The sequence below is a fragment of the Parapedobacter deserti genome (genome assembly GCF_042646065.1).
In the GTDB taxonomy this organism is placed as follows: domain Bacteria; phylum Bacteroidota; class Bacteroidia; order Sphingobacteriales; family Sphingobacteriaceae; genus Parapedobacter; species Parapedobacter deserti.
In genome coordinates this window covers 410683-431322 of sequence record NZ_JBHRTA010000030.1, presented here as the reverse complement: position 1 = coordinate 431322, position 20640 = coordinate 410683, and the positions used below count along the sequence as shown (strand labels likewise).

The following is a 20640-nucleotide window of genomic DNA, read 5'->3' as shown; positions in this document are numbered from 1 at the left end:
TACCCGGCTTATAACGTTTCTAAACTGCGACTAGATATCGATTGACCATTTGGATGTGCTATTTTTGACAGAAAAAGGAAACAAAATGGCAAAGACTAAACTAACTATTAATAACAACGGTTCAGTAAGAATTGAAGGCGATTTTGAAATCGTTGACAAAAATGGTAATGCCTACGGCTTACAGGGGAGAACCGTACTTTCCATTTGCCGCTGTGGGCTCTCAAAAAACAAGCCCTTTTGCGATGGATCACACAACGGACACTTCGAGCATGAGGCGATAGCTTTTGATTTACCTCCAAAAAAGGCATAACTTTACCCTATACGTAGATAAGTTAAGACAGGCTATCGAATTTCCTATACTTGACGCGCGTTATAAACCATTGCTGTCCCTGCGAGATATCCATCGGAAACTGATTGTAAGAACTGATGACATTACATCTGGTTATTGTTAAATTAACAGCACATAGGTAGTTTTGCGTGTCGAAAGTTAAACGGTTTGCGAATGGCATTTCCATAGTTGACTAAAGGCTTTCACCGTAAAAATCATAACGTTCAAATCAATTTACTAATGGGCTGCGCCTATTGTAAATGCTCTTATCAAGCCAGTATAACATGAAAAAGTATCTTAGCTTACTAACGTTCTTGCTCACGGCGGCATCAGTGACCACCGCTCAAAATGGTGAGGTGTTCCGCATGAGCGAATTCGCCAAACCCAAGAAAAGGGAAATCATCCGGATTCCGAATGTGGACGGATATCAAGTACTCAAAGCCGATTTTCACATGCATACTGTCTTTTCGGATGGTCATGTATGGCCTAATGTACGGGTACAGGAAGCGTGGAATGAAGGGCTGGATGCCATTGCTTATACGGAGCACGTGGAATATACGCCATACAAAGCGGATGTAAAGGTAGATAACACACGGTCTTACGATCTGGCCGAAAATCAAGCGGCTGAAAATAACATTATCCTGATCAGAGGAACGGAGATAACCAGACAGACGCCTCCTGGGCACTTCAATGCCCTATTCATCGGTGATGCTTCCGGCTACATTGCAGACAACGATCCCAGCAAAGATAAGGCGGCGATTGAAAAAGCTGTACAGCAGGACGCTTTCCTTTTTTGGAACCATCCGGGTTGGAAGGCAACGACCATCGAAGGGTCTTATGAATGGATAGATTTTGTAGATCAACTACAGAAGGAGAAGGTACTGGGCGGAATAGAAGTGTTCAACGGATTGGGGTTTCATAAAAAAGCACTTGATTGGGCGATGGATAAAGGGCTGACGGTCATGGCCAATTCGGACATCCATAACTTGGTGGCCCATGATTATGACCTGGCTACTGACTATGTACACCGCACCATGACCCTTATACTGGCGAAAGAACGCTCTGCCGAATCGATCCGTGAGGCGCTTGAAGCAGGCCGTACGGTTGCATGGGCCAGTAAATACCTTGCCGGTAAGGAGGAACACATTAAAAGATTGTTTAATGCTTGCGTTGAGGTCGGGCCTTCATACCACAGCAAGAAAAGCAAGGATGCCAATGGAAATGAAACGCGGACGAACTACTACGAAGTGACAAACAACAGCGACTTGTATTTTGAGTTGGTGTTGCGGTCGGGAAACGGCACAAAGAAGATCGTGCTATACCCTTCTTCTTCCCAAATCATAACGGCTAAGGATGGACAGTCAAACCTTCAGTACGAGCTCGTTTCTGCCTATATCCGGAGTGATGAGCATCCGATAGTGACGCTTGCTTTGAAGTGACGCATGGAAGAATCAGCCTCCTTGTATGAAGGCTGCTGAAGGAATCTCGCTAACTTATCATTGGAAATTTCTATTGGAAATTTCTGCCTTTGTGGAATACCGTTGATGAGTCCATTCCTTCAGGTTTGGCTAGCCCGCGCAGCCAGCTGTTCAGGTTGGTGCAGTGCTGTACAATGACATGAATAACTTTGCCCTCGACCTGCAGCTTGCCTGAGACCAGGAGCAGCCTCGACTGCAGGATTTCGCGGCGGTACCTCTCGAACGTGGCACCCCACACCACGAGGTTGGCAAATCCCGTCTCGTCCTCTATCGTCACAAACAGCACACCCTTGGCGGTACCGGGCCGCTGCCGCACGGTGACCATGCCGCACACCTTGACGAATATCCCGTCCGGAAGAGCCGAGAGCTTGCCTGTGGGTGTAACGTGCAGCAGATCCAGCTTTTCACGCACGAAACTGACCGGATGCGCCTTGATGGAAAGCGAGGTGCTGGCGTAGTCGTGCACGACATGCTCGCCCTGTGTCATCAGCGGCAGCTCGATTTGCCCCTCGGTCGTGCATTCCGATGGCTGGCCTTTGAACAGGGCGACGGGCCGGCCGGCCAGCGCCGAGATTTCCCAAAGAGCATGCCTGCGGTCAAGCCCCGTGGAGCGGAACGCATCCGCATCGGCCAAGCGTTCCATAGCTGCCAGCGGTACGCCCGCATCGGCCAATGCGCTGACGGCAGAATAACCACCACCCCGGCCGGCGAGCAGCGCATCCATATCTGCCTCGCGAAGGCCCTTGATCTGCCGCAGGCCAAGGCGAAGCGCATGGTAGCCTTTGCCGAATTCGCCCTCCAGCGTGTGGTCCCACATCGAATGGTTTACATCTACCGGCAGAACCGTTACACCATGGTTGCGGGCATCGATGACGATCTGAGCAGGCTGATAGAATCCCATGGGCTGGCTGTTGAGCAGAGAGGCGGCAAAGATATCGGGATAATAGCACTTGAGCCACGAAGACACATAGACCAGCAGGGCAAAGGAGGCTGCGTGGCTCTCGGGGAAACCGTAGCTGCCGAATCCTTCCAGCTGCCGGAAAACGCGGTTGGCAAACTCCTCGGTATAGCCCTTTTTCATCATCCCTGCTACCATTTTCTCGTGGAAGGCAGATACCTGGCCCTTGGCCTTAAAGGTGGCCATGCTGCGCCGGAGCTCGTCTGCGTCGGCCGCGGTGAAGTCGGCCGCCACCATGGCGATTTCCATGGCCTGTTCCTGGAACAGCGGCACACCCAGTGTTTTTTGGAGAATTTCCCGGATTTCCTCCGAGGGGTATTCCACGGGCTCCTCGCCGTTGCGCCGGCGCAGGTAGGGATGCACCATATCGCCCTGAATCGGGCCTGGCCGTACGATAGCGACCTCGATGACCAAGTCGTAGAATTCTTTGGGCCGCAGACGAGGCAGCATGGACATCTGCGCCCGGCTTTCGATCTGAAACACACCGAGTGTATCGGCATGGCTGATCATTTCGTAAACTTTCGGGTCGTCCTGCGGGATATTGGCCAGCGTAAGGTCGAGGCCGTAATGGGTTTTTGCCAGATCAAACGCCTTGCGAATGCAAGTGAGCATGCCGAGGCCAAGCACATCCACCTTCAGGAATCCCAGTGCCTCGAGGTCGTCTTTGTTCCACTCCAGATTGGTGCGGTCTTCCATCCGGGCCTTGATGATAGGGCACAGCTCATGCAGGTTGCCCTGGGTGATGACGAAGCCACCCGTGTGCTGGCCCAGCTGGCGTGGAAAGCCTATGTACTGGTAGGTTAGCTCTAATACCCTGCGCAGGTGCGGCTCGCCGGGATTGAACCCCTGCTCGGCAAGCAGATGCTCATCGAGGTTTTCATCCCAATGGCTGCTGACAGTGCCCGCCAGCCGCCCCACAGCGTCAAGCGAAAGCCCCATCGCTTTGCCCACATCGCGAACGGCTCCCTTGGCATGTACATGGGTAACCGTGGCCACAATGGCGGCCCTATCCCGAGTATATTTCTCGTAGATATACTGGATAACCTCCTCCCTCCTTTCGTGCTCGAAATCGACGTCAATGTCAGGCGGTTCATCACGTGCATCGGACATGAACCGGGCGAACAGCAGCCGGAACTTGGCGGGATCAACCGAGGTGATGCCTAAGCAATAGCACACCGTGGAGTTGGCTGCCGAGCCCCTGCCCTGACACAGAATATTGCGCTCACGCGCGAAGCGCACATAGTCATGCACGGTAAGGAAATAAGAAGCATAATTTTTCTTCTGAATGAACTCCAGCTCGTGCTCGATGGTTTCTTTGATTTTCTTAGGAATATCATCACCAAACCGCTCTTTTGCGCCCGCCCAGGTAAGACGCGCAAGCTCTTGTTGCGGGGTGCGGCCTTCCGGGGCTAGCTCCTCTGGATAAACATACCGCAGTTGGTCTAGCGAGAAGCGGCAGGCATCGGCGACTGCGCCCGCATTTCGGATGGCTTCGGGATACTGCCTGAACAGCCGGTTCATCTCATCAGGCGGTTTGAGGTACCGCTCCGCGTTGGGATGCAGGCGATAGCCTGCCGTGTGGATGGTGCACTTCTCACGGATGCAGGTGAGCACATCCTGCAGTTCACGGCGCTGTGGGATGTGGTAATGTACATCGTTTAGCGCAACCATCGGCATATCCAACCGTTGGCAGAGTTGATGGATACGGAAAAGCTTCTTGGCACCGTCGTCCGTGTATGTACGCACGGCACCGAGACAGAGATGGCTGCCCAACACCCCCCGGTACTCGGTGATGTGCTTGATGTAATCAGGATCCAGCTCAAATTTTGCCGTTAGTTTACCGGGTGGTACGGCAATAAATTCGATACCCTTGCTATGCGCATAGACATCAGCCTTGTATAGGTGGCATTGCCCTTTCTCCGCCCGGCGGTTGCCGGTGGTGAGCAGCGTGGAAAGCCGACCATAGGCTTCCCTGTCGGTGGGATAAGCCAACAGACTTGGGCCGTCGAGCAAGTCCACGCGGCAGGCAGGGATGAGGCGGATATTGTGCTTCTTTGCCGCGATATGTGCCCGTACGATTCCTGCAAAGCTGTTTCGGTCGGTGATAGCGATGGCTTCGTAACCCAGCCAGGCAGCCCGCTCCACCAGTTCCTCCGGATGGGAAGCCCCGCGAAGGAAGCTAAAATTGGTTGTAACCTGTAACTCCACATAGCTCATATGCCCTCCATCTCTTTATAACGACAAAGATAAGAATACTAATTTTATTAGCACACCTAATATACTGTGATAAGCAACAATTTTCTTTGGGTTATACGTATAATTTTACTGTCATTCATCCGCACTGTCGCAAATACCCCGCAACAATGTCATTATCACATGGCGTTCGGTCTAGCTGAACCCGATATTTTTGTATTGTTACATTAATTACTAAACGAAGGAAGGATGAAAACACCACACGTCGCTAAAAGCTGGCTACTTACATTGGCGCTATTGGGGCCGATGTTAGCAAGCGCGCAACAGGACGCGCCATTGGAACCGAAAGAAAAAGGCTACGCCAAACTAACGGGCATTGACATGTATTACGAAATCTATGGCGAGGGAGATCCCGTGCTGCTGCTGCATGGTTCGTTTTGGCCAATTGCATTTACTTGGGGCGAACTCATACCCGCATTGGCTAAAAATCGGAAGGTTATTGCCGTGGAATTGGATGGCCATGGGCATACACCGTTGACGGATCGAGATATGACCTATGCGCTGCATGCCAAAGACGTGGCCGAAGCCATCCGATACCTCAAATTTGATCAGGTGGATGTATTCGGCTATAGTTTTGGCGGTACAGTGGCGCTGCAATTAATAGTGGATAATCCGGACTTGGTAAATAAGGCCATCATCATGTCCACGGCGCACCATCATCAGGGGTGGCATCCGTCGGTATGGGACAACATCCGCGAATTTAAACCGGACTTTTTGGATCAGACGCCTATTAAAGCCTTGTATGACAGCATCGCACCCAATCCAGCCGATTGGACGAAATTTATAACCAAACAACTTGCTTTTGAACTTAAACCCTTTGACGTGGGCTACGATAATATCAAAGCCATTCAAACCCCTATTCTCTACCTCATGGGAGACAACGACGGTGTAAGCAACGAGCAGAAAATGGCATTCATGGAAGCCGCCGACATCGGCCGGTCCGGCGACACGGATGGGTTGCCGCCATCGCAGATGCTCATCCTACCGGGCCGCACCCATGTGGGGTTGGGAATGGAAACGGAGATGCTGATGCAGCACATCACCCCGTTTCTGGATGGCATCTTGGCAGATAAGTTTCTGCGGATGATGCAGCAGTGAATGGGCTATGAAGTTTCTCTGGAGGAGCTAGTGTTCAGACTTGTTTGGCTAGCATAGTATATCGCCTGAATTGAACTTACACTGATGCCCACATTTACGATTCTTGGTCTGGCCGCGTCGAACCGTGAGGCATGGACGCGAGCCATACTAAATTTAACGCCAACCTAGCCCGGGTGCAACATGCTCCAGAATGGAAGAAAGCACGTGTACATTGTAATCAACTCCAAGCGTATTGGGTATCGTCAAAAGAAGTGTATCCGCTTCCTGAATGGCTTCGTCCTGAGCCAATTCGTTGATGAGTCGGTCCGGTGTGGCAACATAACTACGCCCGAAAATGGCACGTTTGTCTTGCTCAATAAATCCAATTTTATCGACCCGGCCCGCTTCCTGACCGAAGTAATACTTGTCCTGATCGTTTACCAATGCAAAAATTGACCGACTCACCGAAACCCTTGGTTCGCGCTGATGTCCCGCTTTTTTCCACGCTTCCTTGTACAACCGGATCTGTTCTGCCTGCTGTATATGGAAAGGCTTGCCGCCTTCGTCGTATTTTAGGGTGGAACTCTGTAGGTTCATTCCGTTTTCGGCCGCCCAAACGGCAGTAGCATTAGAAGCAGCGCCCCACCAAATACGTTCGCGCAACCCTTCCGAATGTGGTTCCAGACGCAACAGCCCCGGTGGATTCGGAAACATCGGGTATGGGTTTGGCTGGGCGAATCCCACACCTTTTAGCCTCTCCAGGAATTCCAATGCTTTCCGGCGCCCCATGTCTGCATCAGTTTCTCCTTCAGCCGGCTCATAACCAAAGTAACGCCAACCATCGATAACCTGCTCCGGCGAACCTCGGCTAATACCTAACTGCAACCGCCCCGCGGAGATTAGATCAGCAGCTCCGGCATCCTCCACCATATACAGCGGATTTTCATAACGCATATCAATTACACCGGTGCCAATTTCTATTTTGCTTGTTTTGGCTCCGATGGCCGACAGTAGCGGAAATGGCGACGCCAATTGAGCTGCAAAATGATGTACACGGAAATATGCGCCGTCTAAACCGATTTCTTCGGCGGCAATAGCCAAATCAATGGACTGCAACAACGTGTCACTTGCTGTACGGGTTTTATAGTTCGGATGATTGGACCAATGTCCAAATGATAAAAAGCCTATTTTTTTCATAAATCGCTTAACAAAGGTAGCGATTTTTTTTTCCGTTCAGGTATTTGGGAAATCCGGCCGGCAGTGGCCTGGCGGCCCTGAGCAACGCGTATAAAATGCAGCGGCAGAAATCTTTCAGTTCGCAGGCCGAAAATAGCTTTTACGAAAGCGGCTCAGGGTTGGGTGGCGTACCCGCCGGTCTTGACCTGTCTTCGGGCAGCGGAATGAAGACCTCGCTGTCGTTGGGGGGCAGGATGAACCTGCCTTGCTTCCAATCTTCTTTGGCCTGTTCAATGCGTTCCTTCCGGGAGGAGACAAAGTTCCACCAAATAAAGCGTTCACCCAGGGGCTCACCCCCCAAGAGCATCAATGTCGTTTCTTCCTTAGCGACGATGCGCGGATCTACCCCCTTTGCGAATACAAGCATTTTGCCATCATCATAGGTAGTTCCTGAAATTTCAACGGCCCCTTTGACAATATAGAATCCTCGTTCCGAATGTTCTTTCGGAAGGGCAAAATGTGTACCTTTCTGCAGTACAACATGCAGGTAGAACAACGGCGAATGAGTTGTTACGTCGCTGCTCAAGCCATATGCATCGCCAGCGATGAGGCGCATCCAAAGACCTTTATCAGTGAAAACCGGCAATTGCTTAGGTTTGTAGTTGAAAAATGAAGGTGCAGCTTCTTCGTCCTTTTCGGGAAGGGCCACCCAGGTTTGTATCATTTCCAGCCCACCGGCTAACGCGGACGGGCTTTCGAAACGCTCCGAATGCGCTATTCCGCTACCGGCTGTCATCCAGTTTACTTCGCCCGGACGGATAATTTGCTGAACTCCCAAACTGTCCCGATGCGTCACCTCACCGCCAAATAAGTAGCTGACCGTTGAAAGGCCGATATGGGGATGCGGCAATACATCCAGATCGGAAGGATTCCCAAATTGATTTTGGATAGGGCCGGCATGATCCATAAAGATAAAAGGACCTATCATCCTGCGTAACCGAAACGGTAGGATTCGCTTTACCTTCATTTCGGCACTGATCGCAGCGGCTCGGGATTCGATAACTAAATCAAGCATAGTGTATATTCTTTTTCTGACAGGAAATATAGGTATTTTTTTGGGAACGGAATAACGGTTCCCCAACAGGTCACATGGTATTGGTTTATAAAAAAGAAAGGTTTCCAAACGGGGAGAATGGAAACCTTTACTAACCAATTATAAACCTAAATTATGATGACACAAAGATAGTGTAATTTATACACCCTGCAAAATATTTTTTTGTTTTTTTCCTTCCCTCTGGTTCCCTTTCTGCATCATCAGCATAATAATCATTGCTTTTGCCCGAAAGTAACGATTTTGGTACATATTTTGTGCGCTAATTGGTCTGTAATTCTACTTATTTGCAAAGGCCCGCCGCTTGACGTCGCCCTGGAAAACGAAATTTACTTAAAATCGATGATCAATCAATTGAACAAGTTTCGTGGAATTAATCCACTTTTTTTATTGTTTCTTTTATTATTTTTCGGTGCGTGCACAAAAGATAAAGCCGGTATAGACCAGACAGGCGGCCTGCATGGCCCGCCTTCAGATTTGGGTGAGCCATTCCTGTACGGCTCCAATATGGGGTACTATTCGGGGTGGTCCGATCAGCAGCTGGCTGAATTGCTGATTGGCAATCGGGAAAAAGATATTGCCGGCGCTGGGGTGAACAGCTTGCGCCCAGCAATGTATGATCATTTTGTGCAAAAGTGGGGTTACGACATCCGACTGGGTGCATTTAAAACTTACCAACGACTGGGCGGCGAAAAGCATACAATCTTCCTCAACGGTCCCGCTGATGCACACAGGGAACAGACAAGGTACTGTAATAGTATCCAATCGAAAACGTTTGCCAACCTGTATGAACCAATATGGTCTTCACCCGGCAAAGTGAATACCGATAACTACTATGCCAACTATGTCTATCATGTAGTAAAGACTTATGGCCCCTATGTAAAGTATTGGGAGGTTTGGAACGAACCGGACTATACTCACAACTGGCGGGCTACACAATCCTGGACTCAATCAGACCCTGACCCTTGCGACTTGCCTAACTTTGCCGCACCGATCCAATCTTATGTGCGGATGCTCAGAATTACCTACGAGATCGTTAAGCACCTGGATGAAGATGGTATGGTCTGCGTGGGCGGCTTGGGCTATCCCAGCTTTCTAGATGCGATATTGCGCAATACCGACAACCCAAGTGGAGGAGGTGTTAATGCCGACTACCCCAAAAAAGGGGGCGAGTGGTTCGATTGCTTAAGTTACCATGTATATCCGATGTATTACTTGGGCAGCAACCATAATTCGGATGCAGCAGCAGCATCGGTAGTGAACCATAAGAATGACTTTCAGGCCGTGCTTGATCACTATGCTTATGACGGAAAAACCCATCCAAAAAAAGCGTTTATTGTTACTGAAAGCAATATTCCCCGGAAAGCCCTAAATGGCTATATCGGCGGAGATGAAGTACAGCGCAACTTTTTAATTAAGGCGGCAATACGCGCACAAAAAGCTGGTATCAGCGGGCTTTATATTTACAGTGGCGCTGAAAACCGACCATTATCCCAGGCTACTGACCCTTACCAGGTGATGGGTTTCTATCAAAAGCTGGCCTCAGGCCCTTATAATGCCACCATTACGCCCGGAGGTATAGCTTGGCGCACGGTAAGCACTTTATTGAGAACTCGGCAATACGATCCGGCCGCAACCGCCAGATTGCAGTTGCCACCCACCGTCGACGGCGGAGCCTTCTACGCTGCCGACGACAACGACTATATCTACGTATTGTGGGCGAAAACCAGCGGCGCATCAGAAACTGCATCGGTGCAATATAGTTTTCCGGCATCATTAAATATCAAAACTGCAACGCAGTTTAATTGGGAAAGTAAGCAAACTAGCGTAGCCGGCACCATTCCATTATCCGGGTCGCCTGTCTTTATTAAGCCCTAATGTATTAAACTCGATGTGCCGATACTCGCGGGTAGTGGCAGACCAGCGTACGAACAAAATGGGCGACGCCAGCGACTCACTGTTCCCGAAAACAATCCAGGTAGTCGACTGTTATATCGCTAAGGGCGCAGCAAGCTATAGGCACCCAAAGTGATAACCAATTAATTAAAGTAGTAATGGAGCAGAACACTCGGCCCAACGCGATGTCGAACGAAAATGCGGACACGAAACAATCGACTGTACGCAGTACCGGCCAAGAAACTTCCGATATCCTGACCACGCGGCAAGGGCACCCCGTCTACGACAACCAGAATCTCAGGACGGTGGGCAACAGGGGGCCGGCGACGTTGGAAAATTATCATTTTTTGGAAAAGATGTCGCATTTTGACCGCGAAAGGGTGCCTGAGCGCGTTGTGCATGCGCGGGGCGCAGGCGCGCACGGTGTCTTCGAGGCCTACGGAACGGTGGGCAGTGAACCGGCATCGCGCTATACGCGGGCGAAGCTTTTTCAAGAAAAGGGCAAAATAACACCGCTGTTTGTACGCTTCTCTACGGTGATCCATGGCGGCCACTCGCCTGAAACGCTCCGTGACCCACGAGGATTTGCGGTAAAAATGTATACCGAAGACGGCAACTGGGACTTAGTAGGTAATAACCTAAAAATTTTCTTTATTCGCGATGCACTAAAGTTTCCGGATTTCATCCATGCCTTCAAACCGGACCCGGTGACTAACCGGCAAGACCCTGTGCGGCAGTTCGATTTCATCAGCAATACGCCTGAAGCGATGCACATGATCACATTTCTGTTCTCGCCTTGGGGCATACCGGCTAATTATCGCCAAATGCAGGGATCGGGCGTAAATACTTATAAGTGGGTGAACAAAGAAGGAGAAGCGGTATTAGTGAAATACCACTGGGAGCCGCTGCAGGGCATCAAAAACCTGACCACAAAAGAAGCGCAAACAATACAGGCAAAAAACTTCAACCACGCCACGCAGGATCTTTATGAAGCCATTGAACGCGGAGAATATCCACAATGGGAGCTATGTGTCCAGATCATGAGTGATGATGAGCACGCCGAGCTTGACTTTGATCCGCTTGATGATACCAAACTCTGGCCTAAAGACCAATTCCCCTGGTTGCCGGTTGGCCGGATGACCTTGAACAGAAATCCTGTCAACTATTTTGCCGAGGTGGAGCAATCCGCCTTTGGAACCGGTGTTTTGGTAGACGGGCTCGACTTTTCCGACGACAAGATGTTGCAGGGACGTACATTTTCTTATTCCGACACGCAGCGCTACCGTGTAGGCACCAATTATTTGCAGCTACCGATCAACGCGCCGCGCAAGCACGTGGCTACTAACCAGCGCGATGGGCAGATGGCTTACCATCAAGACATTGTTGATGGGGTGAACCCCCATGTCAACTATGAGCCGTCTTCGCTGGGCGGTCTTAAAGAAGCCGAAAGACCCGGAAAAGACCACACGCCGCACTACAGCGCCTCCCTGGTGCGTGCAAAAATTGACCGCCAAAACAACTTCAAACAGGCGGGGGAAACCTATCGCGGTTTCGAGGAATGGGAGCGGACGGAACTGATCTTTAACCTCGTAGACGCTTTGTCAAAGTGCCCTGCGCATATACAGGAAAAAATGATCGAGATGTGCTACGCTTGCGACGATGACTATGGCCGTCGGATAGCGGAAGGTATCCAACAGGCGCGTCCGACGATGGAAGGTACCGAAGGGGCTTCAGCCGATGCCGACAAAGCGGTGAAGGAAGCAGCAGAGAAAGGCAAGGACGCAAAACCTTACTGAGTACAACCGATATGATACAGGATACACAGCAAAAAACCATGTTCGACGCCGCCCGGACCGGCGACGCAGCGTTTATCAGGCAATATACTGGAAACAAACAACATATAGACGAAAGGGATGCCCGCGGTTATACCCCGCTGATCATTGCTGCCTACAACGGCCATTTGGAGGCCACCGAAGCCTTGGTGGATGCCGGTGCAGACGCCAACGCGCAGGACTATGGAGGCAACACAGCCCTGATGGGTGTTTGTTTCAAAGGGTATGCTGAAATCGCGGAGCTGCTGATACGCCGCGGAGCCGACCTCAACATGCAGCACGGAAACCGCGGAACCGCCCTGATGTTCGCTGCAATGTTCGGCCGCAACGAGCTGGTAAAAGTGTTGCTGCGCCACGGCGCAGACACCGATGTGCGGGAGTCGCGCGGGCTAACGGCACTTGATTTGGCCATCCAGCAGGGAAATTTGGAGGCCGTGGCAATGCTGGACGGCTCGTTTATGCCAGAATAGTAAAATATGCAAACCAAAAACAAGACGCCATGAAATTATTGAAAGCAACCATTGCGCCGTTGGTTGGCTCGCTTGTGCTTAACCTCGTGCACGAAATGGCTAGAAAGCGGCTAAGCCGGGCACCTGAGATCAATAAGATCGGCGAAGAAGCGATTGCGAAAACCTATAAAAAAATGGGTAAACAACCGCCATCGGGAGAGAAACGATATGCAATGGCCATGGCCGGAGATCTGGTAGCCAACACCGCCTACTATCGGATGATTACGGGCAGCTCGCAGCGTGAAACGTGGGCAAGGGGCCTGTTGTTTGGGCTTGTGGCGGGCGTGGGTGCGCTGACAGCGACGAAACCGTTGGGATTGGACGATACCCCGGTAAACCGAACTACCCAGACAAAGGTGTTGACGGTGCTGTATTATACCCTTGGAGGTTTAGTTACCGCTGCCGCTTACCTTGCTTTGAATAAGGATGTCCGTGATAAGGCTTAAATAAGCAAGGGATAACAACTAGAATTTAGGATAACTGTAACGGCACATACTGAATAGTCCTCCCTATTTAGCCAGTTTTTTCGTTACCGTAGCTTCGCGTTTGCGCCAGGCTACCAATTGAGGTTCTTCGTATACCGGCAGCCCTTTATCGTTTAGTAGTCCCAGTGATGCGGCTAACTTTCGACTCAACGCAGCCGATTCTTGGTCTTTGTCGCCAATGGCCTGCTGGCCGGTGGATATCGCACGCTCGACAGCAGTAGTGGCCTGCCTGATGACTTTCAATTCGGCATCGTATTTCTTTTGCTTCCTTAGGATAATCATCATCCGGTTATAGGCCTCGGCATTGAGGTGCTTGCCCCGTGCCGACCCGCGGTATAGCTTCAACGCATCGGCGTTTTTACCGGCTTTCTCCCAGCTACGTGCTTCGTCCATCCGGGTTTTGACGGCTATTTTGGATTTTGCCATGGTATATGCAAATATCCGCTAAGCCGTTAAAACCTTTTCAAATGCTTTCCGGGGCGTCCCTCTAAACATGACCTCTCCACAATAGCGATATCCCATCTTCTCAAAGAGTTTTAGCATGGCCGGATTGTCGTAATTAGTGTCTGCCCGGACACTGCGGATGCCGTGTTGCAGTGCGAATCCATGGATGTGCTCCAATAGCTTGTGCGCGAGCCCCCTACCCAGGTATTTTTCTGATACCGCAACCCGATGGTATACGACAAAATCGCCGTCAGTCAACCACTTCCCCTCGATCGTTGCATACGCTGGTTCGTCATTGACCATTATGGCACAATATGCTACAATGGTCATCTCGTCTGCAAGTACGTAACCCGTTCCGTTATCGATATCGTTCTGGACCACGGCGAAATTGGGGTAGCCGTCCTGCCATTGACCACTGCCATCGTGCTTCCTCCTTTTTATGGCTTGCTCCAAAATTTCCCAAATGTGGGATAAGTCTTCATGGCTTGCCTTCCGAAATTTGTATTCCATATGGTTTCATTAAGACAATTATAATCCAAAGGTAATTTAATTTTGTCTCCCTCCAACCCGCAGGATTCGACAAAACGGAAGTCACGCCATCACATCAATTTCTTTCTTGATTTTATTTGTCAACATAGGAAGCTTGATCCAAATCGGCAGAATTGCTAGCAGCAACCAGCTCAGGCGGTTGACCATAATTACGGTATCCCTTTTTTGCAGTTGTTGAATGCAATAACGAGCTACCTTATCGGGATCCAGCGAAGTTGCTCTCGCAAAGAAACCCTGTTCTTCGATTCTCCTCGTGGTGTCCGCGTTGGTTTTCATCGGCCCGGGGTTGACAACACTGACAAAGACATTTGTTCTTTTAAGTTCTTGGTAGAGCCCCCGGGAAAATGAATGAATAAAGGCTTTCGATGCCGGATAAACGGTTTTGTATCCTATCGGGGAAAATGCCGCAAGACTTGAGACGTTTAAAATATAGGCTTTTTCCTGCAGTTTCAGGTTGGGCAAAAGCTGATGGGTAAGGAGTGACGTGGCGAGCACATTGACCTGAATGATCTTTTCGACGTACCCGGCGGGAACTTCGTCAAACTTTTTCGTTCCGCCAATCCCCGCGTTGTTGATCAACATCTCTACGCTGAAATTTTCATTGATCGATTTTGAAACCGCCAATACGTTCTCCTTGACGCTCAGATCGATCTCGTAGCAATGCGCGACCACCCCATATTGGCTGACGAGCTCTTCACACAAGGCTGGCAGTCCCTCGTTGGGCAAACTTATTAATACTAGGTTCCGGCCCTGTGCTGCGAGCTGCCGCGCGAAGGACTTTCCTAATCCTTGGCTAGCTCCAGTGACCACCGCAAATTTTTCCTGCATATCCATTTATTATCATAATTTCAACGCAGCAAAACTATTAGGTAGATAGCGCACAGGTGCCCGGATTTATAATTCCGAACAACATCATACCTGTCTTTTTTTTCGGTAGTCTGTTGGCGTAAAAGAGGTCAATTTTTTGAATGTTGTATTAAAAGATGTCTTGGAGTTGAACCCGGATTCGTACCCGATCGCCAACATGTTCAGGTGATCGTATTCGGTATTTGAAAGCAGTTCTTGCGCCTTACGTACCCTGTAACGATTTACAAACTGATAAAAATTCTCTCCCAGCCCGGTATTTATCACATAAGATAATTGATGACTTGAAACGCCTAATCTACCAGCGAGCTTTGGAAGGTTGAGTTCGCTATCCAGGTAGGGCATTTCGGCTTCCATTAACAGCAATAAACGCTCCTTTGTTACACGCAACTGCCCATCATCTAATAATTTCCCCCTTTTCGTATCGTCTTGACCTGATACGGCGGTGACAACTGCATGATCTAATCCTATGGGATAAATCTGTTTCTGTTTTACCGAATTGTAAGCTACAAAGTAAACAACCATTAAAAAATAGGTATTGATATAGATGTTTAACGACGCTAGCGGTGCGGCCACATTGTAAAGCAGTACCACGACGGAAGAACCGATGAACGCATAGATTATATACTTGATCCAGTTTAAACTGATAGGTTCTTTGGTTGACGCGAATCGTTCGATGTTTTTTTTATGTTGCCGGATTTTGAAATAGGCTAATATCGTGTAAAACAACGCATGGCCGAAAACAAGAATCAGATACAACAGATTAAAGATATTCTCCTCAAAAACAGAACGCAACATTGAAAATATCAAAAATACGCATGATGGTGCCAAGTATGCCAGGTCTCGTGCTGCATACTTGTGATGCGGATCCGTGTAGAAAACAACACTTAAATAGAATGTGATCGGTGCAATGAACTGAACAAACCGTATCCCGAGAACAACAAGGTCATTGCTTCCGGTTGACGCCGGAAGAATCATTTCGTCCAGCCAGAAAGTCGCCCATATCAGAGCAAATACTCCGAAATAGACATTTGCCTTGCGGTTCACACCTGTTACATTTCGCAAATTCAGAAATGACAACAAGAACAACCCACCTATAATGAGTCCTGTAACTATTAGATTTATATCCATCAAATGTAGCGCACAAAATGTCACCAAGGCTCGTAACCGACTGGCTTCACTCGCCTTCTGCGCGTACCCCCTTTCGCCAACGCCATGGTGCGATGGCGTTTGAATCTGACCATAGGCCCCGCCGTGCCTCCCGCGCATCTGATTCTATAGCACCCCATAGTGGATCGTTGTCGTAGGCTTTGTAATGCCAGGCCAGGCCCTCATTCAGCAGACGCACATTAAGGTTGATGCTATCCGCGATATAGACAACACCAACCACCCTCCCGTAGCGGTCGATATTCATTTCCTTCACTTTCACTGAACCGGAAGCGAGCATCTCTTTTGCAAAGGTGGTAGCGACCCGGCTGTAAGGCTGACCTCTTTCGGGACAATCCACCCCGTGGAGCCTAACACGCTGCTGCTCATCACCAATGAGCAGCGTAAAAGTATCACCGTCTGCCACGTGAACAACGCTGCCGGTAAGATAACGGGTAGCACACGCTTCGGGAAGAAAAAGAAGAAGAACAAATAGCAAACGCGGTATCACAGCGCGAAGGTAGCCACCAAAATGCGGGCTTCCAAATACAATTTCTTTTCCAAAGCGCCGCCGCAACCTGCAGACGGATTAACCGCCAACCTTGTCCATCAATAGCCTACAAGTATGGACAATGGTCTGAACGATGATATCTTCCCCATCTCCTTTAAACACGCGCGTTTCCTGCAATTCCCAATCGCGGTGAACAAGACAGATAAACATGGTACCAACCGGCTTCTCCGGGCTTTCACTCCCCCCCGGCTTTGTCAATCCTGTTACCCCGATATGGATATCCGCCGCGATCAAATCCCTCAACTGATACGTCATCGCTTGCGTCACCTCCATAGACTCCGGCGTGTACCTTTCGATCAACGCCCTCGGCACTTTGAGAAGATCTTCTTTCAGGCATACATCATAACAAACGACACCTCCCTTCAATACATCGCCAGAATCGCGGCTTTGGGAGAAGACCGCGGCTAGCGCCCCGGCAGTAGCACTCTCGGCAAAGGCTAAATGTAGCCCCCGCCGAGCCAACAAAGCGCTACAATTTTCTACATGTTCTTTTACCTGCTCGTCTTGCCGCATCCTGATGTTTTCTCCCTAAATCGTGATCTGTCCGCCTGTGACGGGAATGGTAGCTCCTGAGACGTAGCTACCCTCTTCCGAAGCTAGGAACACAAACGCAGGAGCGAGCTCTGCCGGCTGTCCGGGTCTGCCAGTTGGGGTTTTCTCTCCGAATGTCGGAGCATCCTCTGCTTTGGTCGACGTGATCAGGGGTGTCCAGACCGGTCCGGGCGCCACCGCATTCACGCGAATGCCTTTACCTTGTGTGAGCAGCACCTGACTCAGGTTAGCGGTGTAATTTTCGACAGCCGCCTTGGTCGCTGCGTATGGGAGCAATACGGGTGACGGGTCAAACGTGTTCACTGAGGTCGTATTGATGATCGAACTGCCGGGTGGCATATGGGGCACCGCAGCTTTGCATAGGTAAAAAATGGCGTGCACATTGACCGAAAAGGTATGGCGCCACTCCTCCGCCGGTATATCTTCCAGCTTTTCACGGGAGATATGGAAGGCTGCGTTATTGACCAAAATATCGATCTGTCCGAATTCTTCTACCGTACGGGCGATGATCGACTGACAATGCTCCTCGCTGGTGATATCTCCTTTAATCAGGATGCACCGCCGCCCGGCTTCTTTCACATGCTTTTCGGTGTCGGCCGCATCCTCATCTTCCATGTCACTCAGGTAACTGACCACGACGTCAGCTCCTTCCCGGGCAAAAGCTATGGCCACAGCCTTACCAATACCCGAATCGCCCCCGGTGATGATGGCCTTTTTACCGGTTAGTCTTCCGGACCCTTTGTAGCTTTGCTCACCATGATCGGCCTGCGGCTGCATCAACGCTTCGGTACCGGGATAATCCTGCTTTTGCTCAGGAAAGGGTGGCTGCGGATGCTTTTCATAAGGTTGGTTGGGCTGTTTCTCGCCATTGTTCTTTGTTTCCATAATCTTTTAATTTCATATCCAACAATCAACACCGATGATGACTTCATGGTGCTCAACCGAACTTCAGTCTATCGGAATGACAGCTAGCATACCCCTTTTGTTGGCATAATCTAAAAATTAGGACACAAGCGGCGATACACAAAGATATCACACACTCACCATGGCTATTCCCCGGTTCTCGAATTCCTTGCTTAAAACTTCGATGAGCTGGCTGCGGAACACCTCTTCATTGTAAATATTTACAATCCACGCATGCAGCTTTAATTCGATCATGTCTGTGCCTATTCTGGTATACAGCATTTCAATTTCCGAACCTTCCATAATATAATCGATGCTACCCGACACATCCTGCAGCACCTCCTTAACAATCTGCATATCGCTGTCTTTCGCTATTTTGATGGCCGTATTGACCCTATTATAAGACTTGCCCAATGTCCAATTGACCAGACGGCCGGAAAGCAGGTCGCCGTTAGGAATGATTACTTCCGACCCCTCCTGCGTCAGCAAGGTGCTGGAACGAATACCTATTTCCTGTACGCGGCCCTTCTTATCGGCCAGTTCGATGAAGTCGCCGGTACGGAACGGCTTTTCAAAGATCAGGATGATACCCGAGACAAAATTGTTTATAATGTTCTGAAGCCCGAATCCGATACCGACACTCAGGGCGCTTATGATGACGGTCAGCTTATCCAATCCAATGCCCAAGGCACTCACTCCCATCAAAAACCCTCCGATGATAATTAACAGTCGAAACAGGGGCATCAGGGAATGTAGGGCACCCCGCTCCACTGTCTGATTGTAGCCCGGCTGGCTTGTATCGCCCAATAGCGCTGCAAGATGCTTCTGCAGCCAGTTGGATGATGCGATGATAACAACGCCAACGGCCAGATTGCCAAACGTAAAGGCAATGCTGCCAACATGCCTCTTCTCGTCCAACACCGAGAACAGCCAGTTGAAGAATTGCTGTACGCTATGCAAATTGATTACCAGGACCACCATACCCAACGCTACGCATATCACGGTCAGAAACTTTCTGACACTACGCATGGTTTTTACCTTATCGAACCGGCTGCTGGTTTTACGGATACTGACGTAGTGGAACTGCCGTTTGAATGCACTTACCACAACATGGCAAAACCCGACTAACGAAATGGACTGTACGATAGCGACTACTCCCCCTATACTCCAATAACGCGCATACTCGACATAACCAAACACATTGCACAGCATAGCAAAAACATGAATGAGTATCAACACAAGGAAGAGGTACTTGTTGATCCTAAACTTCGCACGGGGTCGTCCTTTTGACCCTCTACGCATCCGATGGCAAACATATAAGGCCACGACATTGAGCAAGAGGCTGAAGGAGCGCGAAAAAAAATCGGCACCCACCACCGTATTGGCGAAAATGACCAGTACGTAAAATAAAAACAAATAGGTTAACGCCTGCCGCTGCGGTTTGTCGATCATCGCTTTAAATTCGACGGCCAGCAGAACAAACACTAGCAACTGCGTGATCTGCACCACCGCACTCGGCGTGAAGACACTGAATAAAGGCAGCAGGGTAAAAAGAAAAATTAACGCTTTTATGATATCGCTGGCATAATTGTAATCGGTATTTTTCTTCGTCAAACGATGAATCTGCACGCCCTTTCTGTAACTCCAGTAAAAGAAACCGACGCTCAGCAGCAGCAGGAAAATACGGCCGGTCCATTCCGTCTGTTTCAAATATTTAGAAAAATCTTTCGAATCGCTATACGTCGCCCTTAAATTTCCGACCAGGGTTTGCCTGTCGAACGAAGCAGGCGCTGCCCAGAGGCGCTGTGCATTTTTCCTGCCTGCCACTACCTGTACGTTGCTCTCACGGGCTGTAAGATCAGTAAGCAACGATACGGAGTGCTGGAGCAGGCGGTTTACTTCGTTCGCTAACAAGTGTAGCGAATCCAGCTTCAACTTAGCCTGTATCTCTTTCCGCCGAATCAATAGATCCAGACTGTCCAACTCATTGAAACCTTCCGAAGCTGACGGCCGTTGAGCACCCGATTGGACTAAGCTGTCACTCGCCAACTCGTTAAGATCGCTGATTGCTTCCGCTAGGGTGGCCCGGTACGCGGCTACCGAAATCTTGAAATCATTTAACCTGGAAACTCGCCGCTCGGCAGCTTCCCGCATCGACGCGATGGTATCTGACAGCATCTCTGCACCAAGACTGTCCAGCAGCCGCATAGCAAGAACATGCCGTTCTTCCAACAGGTTGAGCTCTCTGGAGAGTAAGGCGACTGGTATGTTGTCTATAAGGTGAGCATCAAATCGGCCAAGGCGCCGCCGACGTGTGGCTGTCGTTGCAGCATCCGAAGCCGGATCAAGCGCCGCAAGCGCCTCCCCAAGCGTCACTGTATCCGCTGCGATGGGCTCAGCTCCTTCCTGCGCGAATGACCTGTTAGCCAAAACTAACAACAGCAAGAAGAAAAAGACGTGATGTCGATATTGTGAAGTATATCGTATTATGCTCATTTATGTGTTTTT

General features: G+C 49.9%; 18 protein-coding genes. 7 read left to right on the top strand and 11 right to left on the bottom strand.

The genetic code is table 11. The features are described from left to right. Positions 1–85 precede the first annotated feature (85 nt). Entirely contained in the window at positions 86–310 is a 225-nt protein-coding gene (locus tag ACFOET_RS10570; RefSeq protein WP_379022346.1) for a CDGSH iron-sulfur domain-containing protein, read from the top strand. Positions 311–612: 302 nt separating this feature from the next. Beyond that, entirely contained in the window at positions 613–1767 is a 1155-nt protein-coding gene (locus ACFOET_RS10565) for an Sb-PDE family phosphodiesterase (RefSeq protein ID WP_379022344.1), read from the top strand. Positions 1768–1837: 70 nt separating this feature from the next. Here ACFOET_RS10565 and ACFOET_RS10560 read toward each other — a convergent pair whose 3' ends face one another. Continuing rightward, entirely contained in the window at positions 1838–4981 is a 3144-nt protein-coding gene (locus ACFOET_RS10560) for an error-prone DNA polymerase (protein WP_379022342.1), read from the bottom strand. A 225-nt stretch (positions 4982–5206) separates the two neighbouring features. Between ACFOET_RS10560 and ACFOET_RS10555 the strand changes: the two genes are divergently transcribed. Next, positions 5207–6115: an alpha/beta fold hydrolase gene (locus tag ACFOET_RS10555; RefSeq protein WP_379022340.1), complete on the top strand. Its 909-nt coding sequence runs from the start codon at positions 5207–5209 to the stop codon at positions 6113–6115. A gap of 153 nt (positions 6116–6268) precedes the next feature. Here the strand turns inward: ACFOET_RS10555 and ACFOET_RS10550 are convergent, their stop codons facing one another. Then, positions 6269–7291 (bottom strand): LLM class flavin-dependent oxidoreductase, encoded by a 1023-nt coding sequence (locus tag ACFOET_RS10550; RefSeq protein WP_379022338.1) that lies wholly within the window; start codon positions 7289–7291, stop codon positions 6269–6271. A gap of 139 nt (positions 7292–7430) precedes the next feature. Beyond that, entirely contained in the window at positions 7431–8345 is a 915-nt protein-coding gene (locus ACFOET_RS10545; RefSeq protein WP_379022336.1) for a pirin family protein, read from the bottom strand. A 426-nt stretch (positions 8346–8771) separates the two neighbouring features. Here ACFOET_RS10545 and ACFOET_RS10540 point away from each other — a divergent pair, with 426 nt between their 5' ends. The 4 genes from ACFOET_RS10540 (at position 8772) to ACFOET_RS10525 (ending at position 13064) form a co-directional block, all read left to right on the top strand. After that, a complete protein-coding gene (locus ACFOET_RS10540; RefSeq protein ID WP_379022334.1) occupies positions 8772–10259 on the top strand; it encodes a glycoside hydrolase 5 family protein in 1488 nt (495 codons plus the stop codon). 203 nt (positions 10260–10462) lie between these two features. Continuing rightward, positions 10463–12073, top strand: a complete 1611-nt coding sequence (locus ACFOET_RS10535; protein WP_379022443.1) for a catalase — start codon at positions 10463–10465, stop codon at positions 12071–12073. A gap of 11 nt (positions 12074–12084) precedes the next feature. Further along, positions 12085–12579, top strand: a complete 495-nt coding sequence (locus ACFOET_RS10530; protein WP_379022332.1) for an ankyrin repeat domain-containing protein — start codon at positions 12085–12087, stop codon at positions 12577–12579. 29 nt (positions 12580–12608) lie between these two features. Further along, complete coding sequence (locus tag ACFOET_RS10525) at positions 12609–13064, top strand: hypothetical protein (RefSeq protein WP_379022330.1); 456 nt, start codon at positions 12609–12611, stop codon at positions 13062–13064. Positions 13065–13127: 63 nt separating this feature from the next. On the opposite strand, the gene ACFOET_RS10520 is transcribed toward ACFOET_RS10525, so the two are convergent. From ACFOET_RS10520 to ACFOET_RS10485, 8 genes are all read right to left on the bottom strand, one after another. Then, on the bottom strand, positions 13128–13529 hold the full coding sequence (locus tag ACFOET_RS10520; protein WP_379022328.1) for a hypothetical protein: 402 nt from the start codon (positions 13527–13529) through the stop codon (positions 13128–13130). Between the two features lie 18 nt (positions 13530–13547). After that, a complete protein-coding gene (locus ACFOET_RS10515) occupies positions 13548–14057 on the bottom strand; it encodes a GNAT family N-acetyltransferase (RefSeq protein ID WP_379022326.1) in 510 nt (169 codons plus the stop codon). An 81-nt stretch (positions 14058–14138) separates the two neighbouring features. Beyond that, a complete protein-coding gene (locus tag ACFOET_RS10510) occupies positions 14139–14930 on the bottom strand; it encodes an SDR family NAD(P)-dependent oxidoreductase (RefSeq protein WP_379022324.1) in 792 nt (263 codons plus the stop codon). 78 nt (positions 14931–15008) lie between these two features. Beyond that, entirely contained in the window at positions 15009–16007 is a 999-nt protein-coding gene (locus ACFOET_RS10505; protein WP_379022322.1) for a helix-turn-helix domain-containing protein, read from the bottom strand. Positions 16008–16137: 130 nt separating this feature from the next. Then, positions 16138–16605 carry a thermonuclease family protein gene (locus tag ACFOET_RS10500; RefSeq protein WP_379022320.1) on the bottom strand — a complete coding sequence of 156 codons (468 nt, stop codon included), beginning with the start codon at positions 16603–16605 and terminating at the stop codon, positions 16138–16140. A gap of 90 nt (positions 16606–16695) precedes the next feature. After that, positions 16696–17190: a CinA family protein gene (locus tag ACFOET_RS10495; RefSeq protein WP_379022318.1), complete on the bottom strand. Its 495-nt coding sequence runs from the start codon at positions 17188–17190 to the stop codon at positions 16696–16698. A gap of 15 nt (positions 17191–17205) precedes the next feature. Further along, a complete protein-coding gene (locus tag ACFOET_RS10490; protein WP_379022316.1) occupies positions 17206–18114 on the bottom strand; it encodes an SDR family oxidoreductase in 909 nt (302 codons plus the stop codon). A 147-nt stretch (positions 18115–18261) separates the two neighbouring features. Beyond that, positions 18262–20628 (bottom strand): mechanosensitive ion channel family protein, encoded by a 2367-nt coding sequence (locus ACFOET_RS10485; protein ID WP_379022314.1) that lies wholly within the window; start codon positions 20626–20628, stop codon positions 18262–18264. Positions 20629–20640 lie beyond the last annotated feature (12 nt).

Coding starts and splice junctions, on each gene's coding strand:
- ACFOET_RS10570 (WP_379022346.1), top strand. CDS start 86: ATGGCAAAGACTAAACTAACTATTAATAACAACGGTTCAGTAAGAATT.
- ACFOET_RS10565 (WP_379022344.1), top strand. CDS start 613: ATGAAAAAGTATCTTAGCTTACTAACGTTCTTGCTCACGGCGGCATCA.
- ACFOET_RS10560 (WP_379022342.1), bottom strand. CDS start 4,981: ATGAGCTATGTGGAGTTACAGGTTACAACCAATTTTAGCTTCCTTCGC.
- ACFOET_RS10555 (WP_379022340.1), top strand. CDS start 5,207: ATGAAAACACCACACGTCGCTAAAAGCTGGCTACTTACATTGGCGCTA.
- ACFOET_RS10550 (WP_379022338.1), bottom strand. CDS start 7,291: ATGAAAAAAATAGGCTTTTTATCATTTGGACATTGGTCCAATCATCCG.
- ACFOET_RS10545 (WP_379022336.1), bottom strand. CDS start 8,345: ATGCTTGATTTAGTTATCGAATCCCGAGCCGCTGCGATCAGTGCCGAA.
- ACFOET_RS10535 (WP_379022443.1), top strand. CDS start 10,463: ATGTCGAACGAAAATGCGGACACGAAACAATCGACTGTACGCAGTACC.
- ACFOET_RS10530 (WP_379022332.1), top strand. CDS start 12,085: ATGATACAGGATACACAGCAAAAAACCATGTTCGACGCCGCCCGGACC.
- ACFOET_RS10525 (WP_379022330.1), top strand. CDS start 12,609: ATGAAATTATTGAAAGCAACCATTGCGCCGTTGGTTGGCTCGCTTGTG.
- ACFOET_RS10520 (WP_379022328.1), bottom strand. CDS start 13,529: ATGGCAAAATCCAAAATAGCCGTCAAAACCCGGATGGACGAAGCACGT.
- ACFOET_RS10515 (WP_379022326.1), bottom strand. CDS start 14,057: ATGGAATACAAATTTCGGAAGGCAAGCCATGAAGACTTATCCCACATT.
- ACFOET_RS10510 (WP_379022324.1), bottom strand. CDS start 14,930: ATGGATATGCAGGAAAAATTTGCGGTGGTCACTGGAGCTAGCCAAGGA.
- ACFOET_RS10495 (WP_379022318.1), bottom strand. CDS start 17,190: ATGCGGCAAGACGAGCAGGTAAAAGAACATGTAGAAAATTGTAGCGCT.
- ACFOET_RS10490 (WP_379022316.1), bottom strand. CDS start 18,114: ATGGAAACAAAGAACAATGGCGAGAAACAGCCCAACCAACCTTATGAA.
- ACFOET_RS10485 (WP_379022314.1), bottom strand. CDS start 20,628: ATGAGCATAATACGATATACTTCACAATATCGACATCACGTCTTTTTC.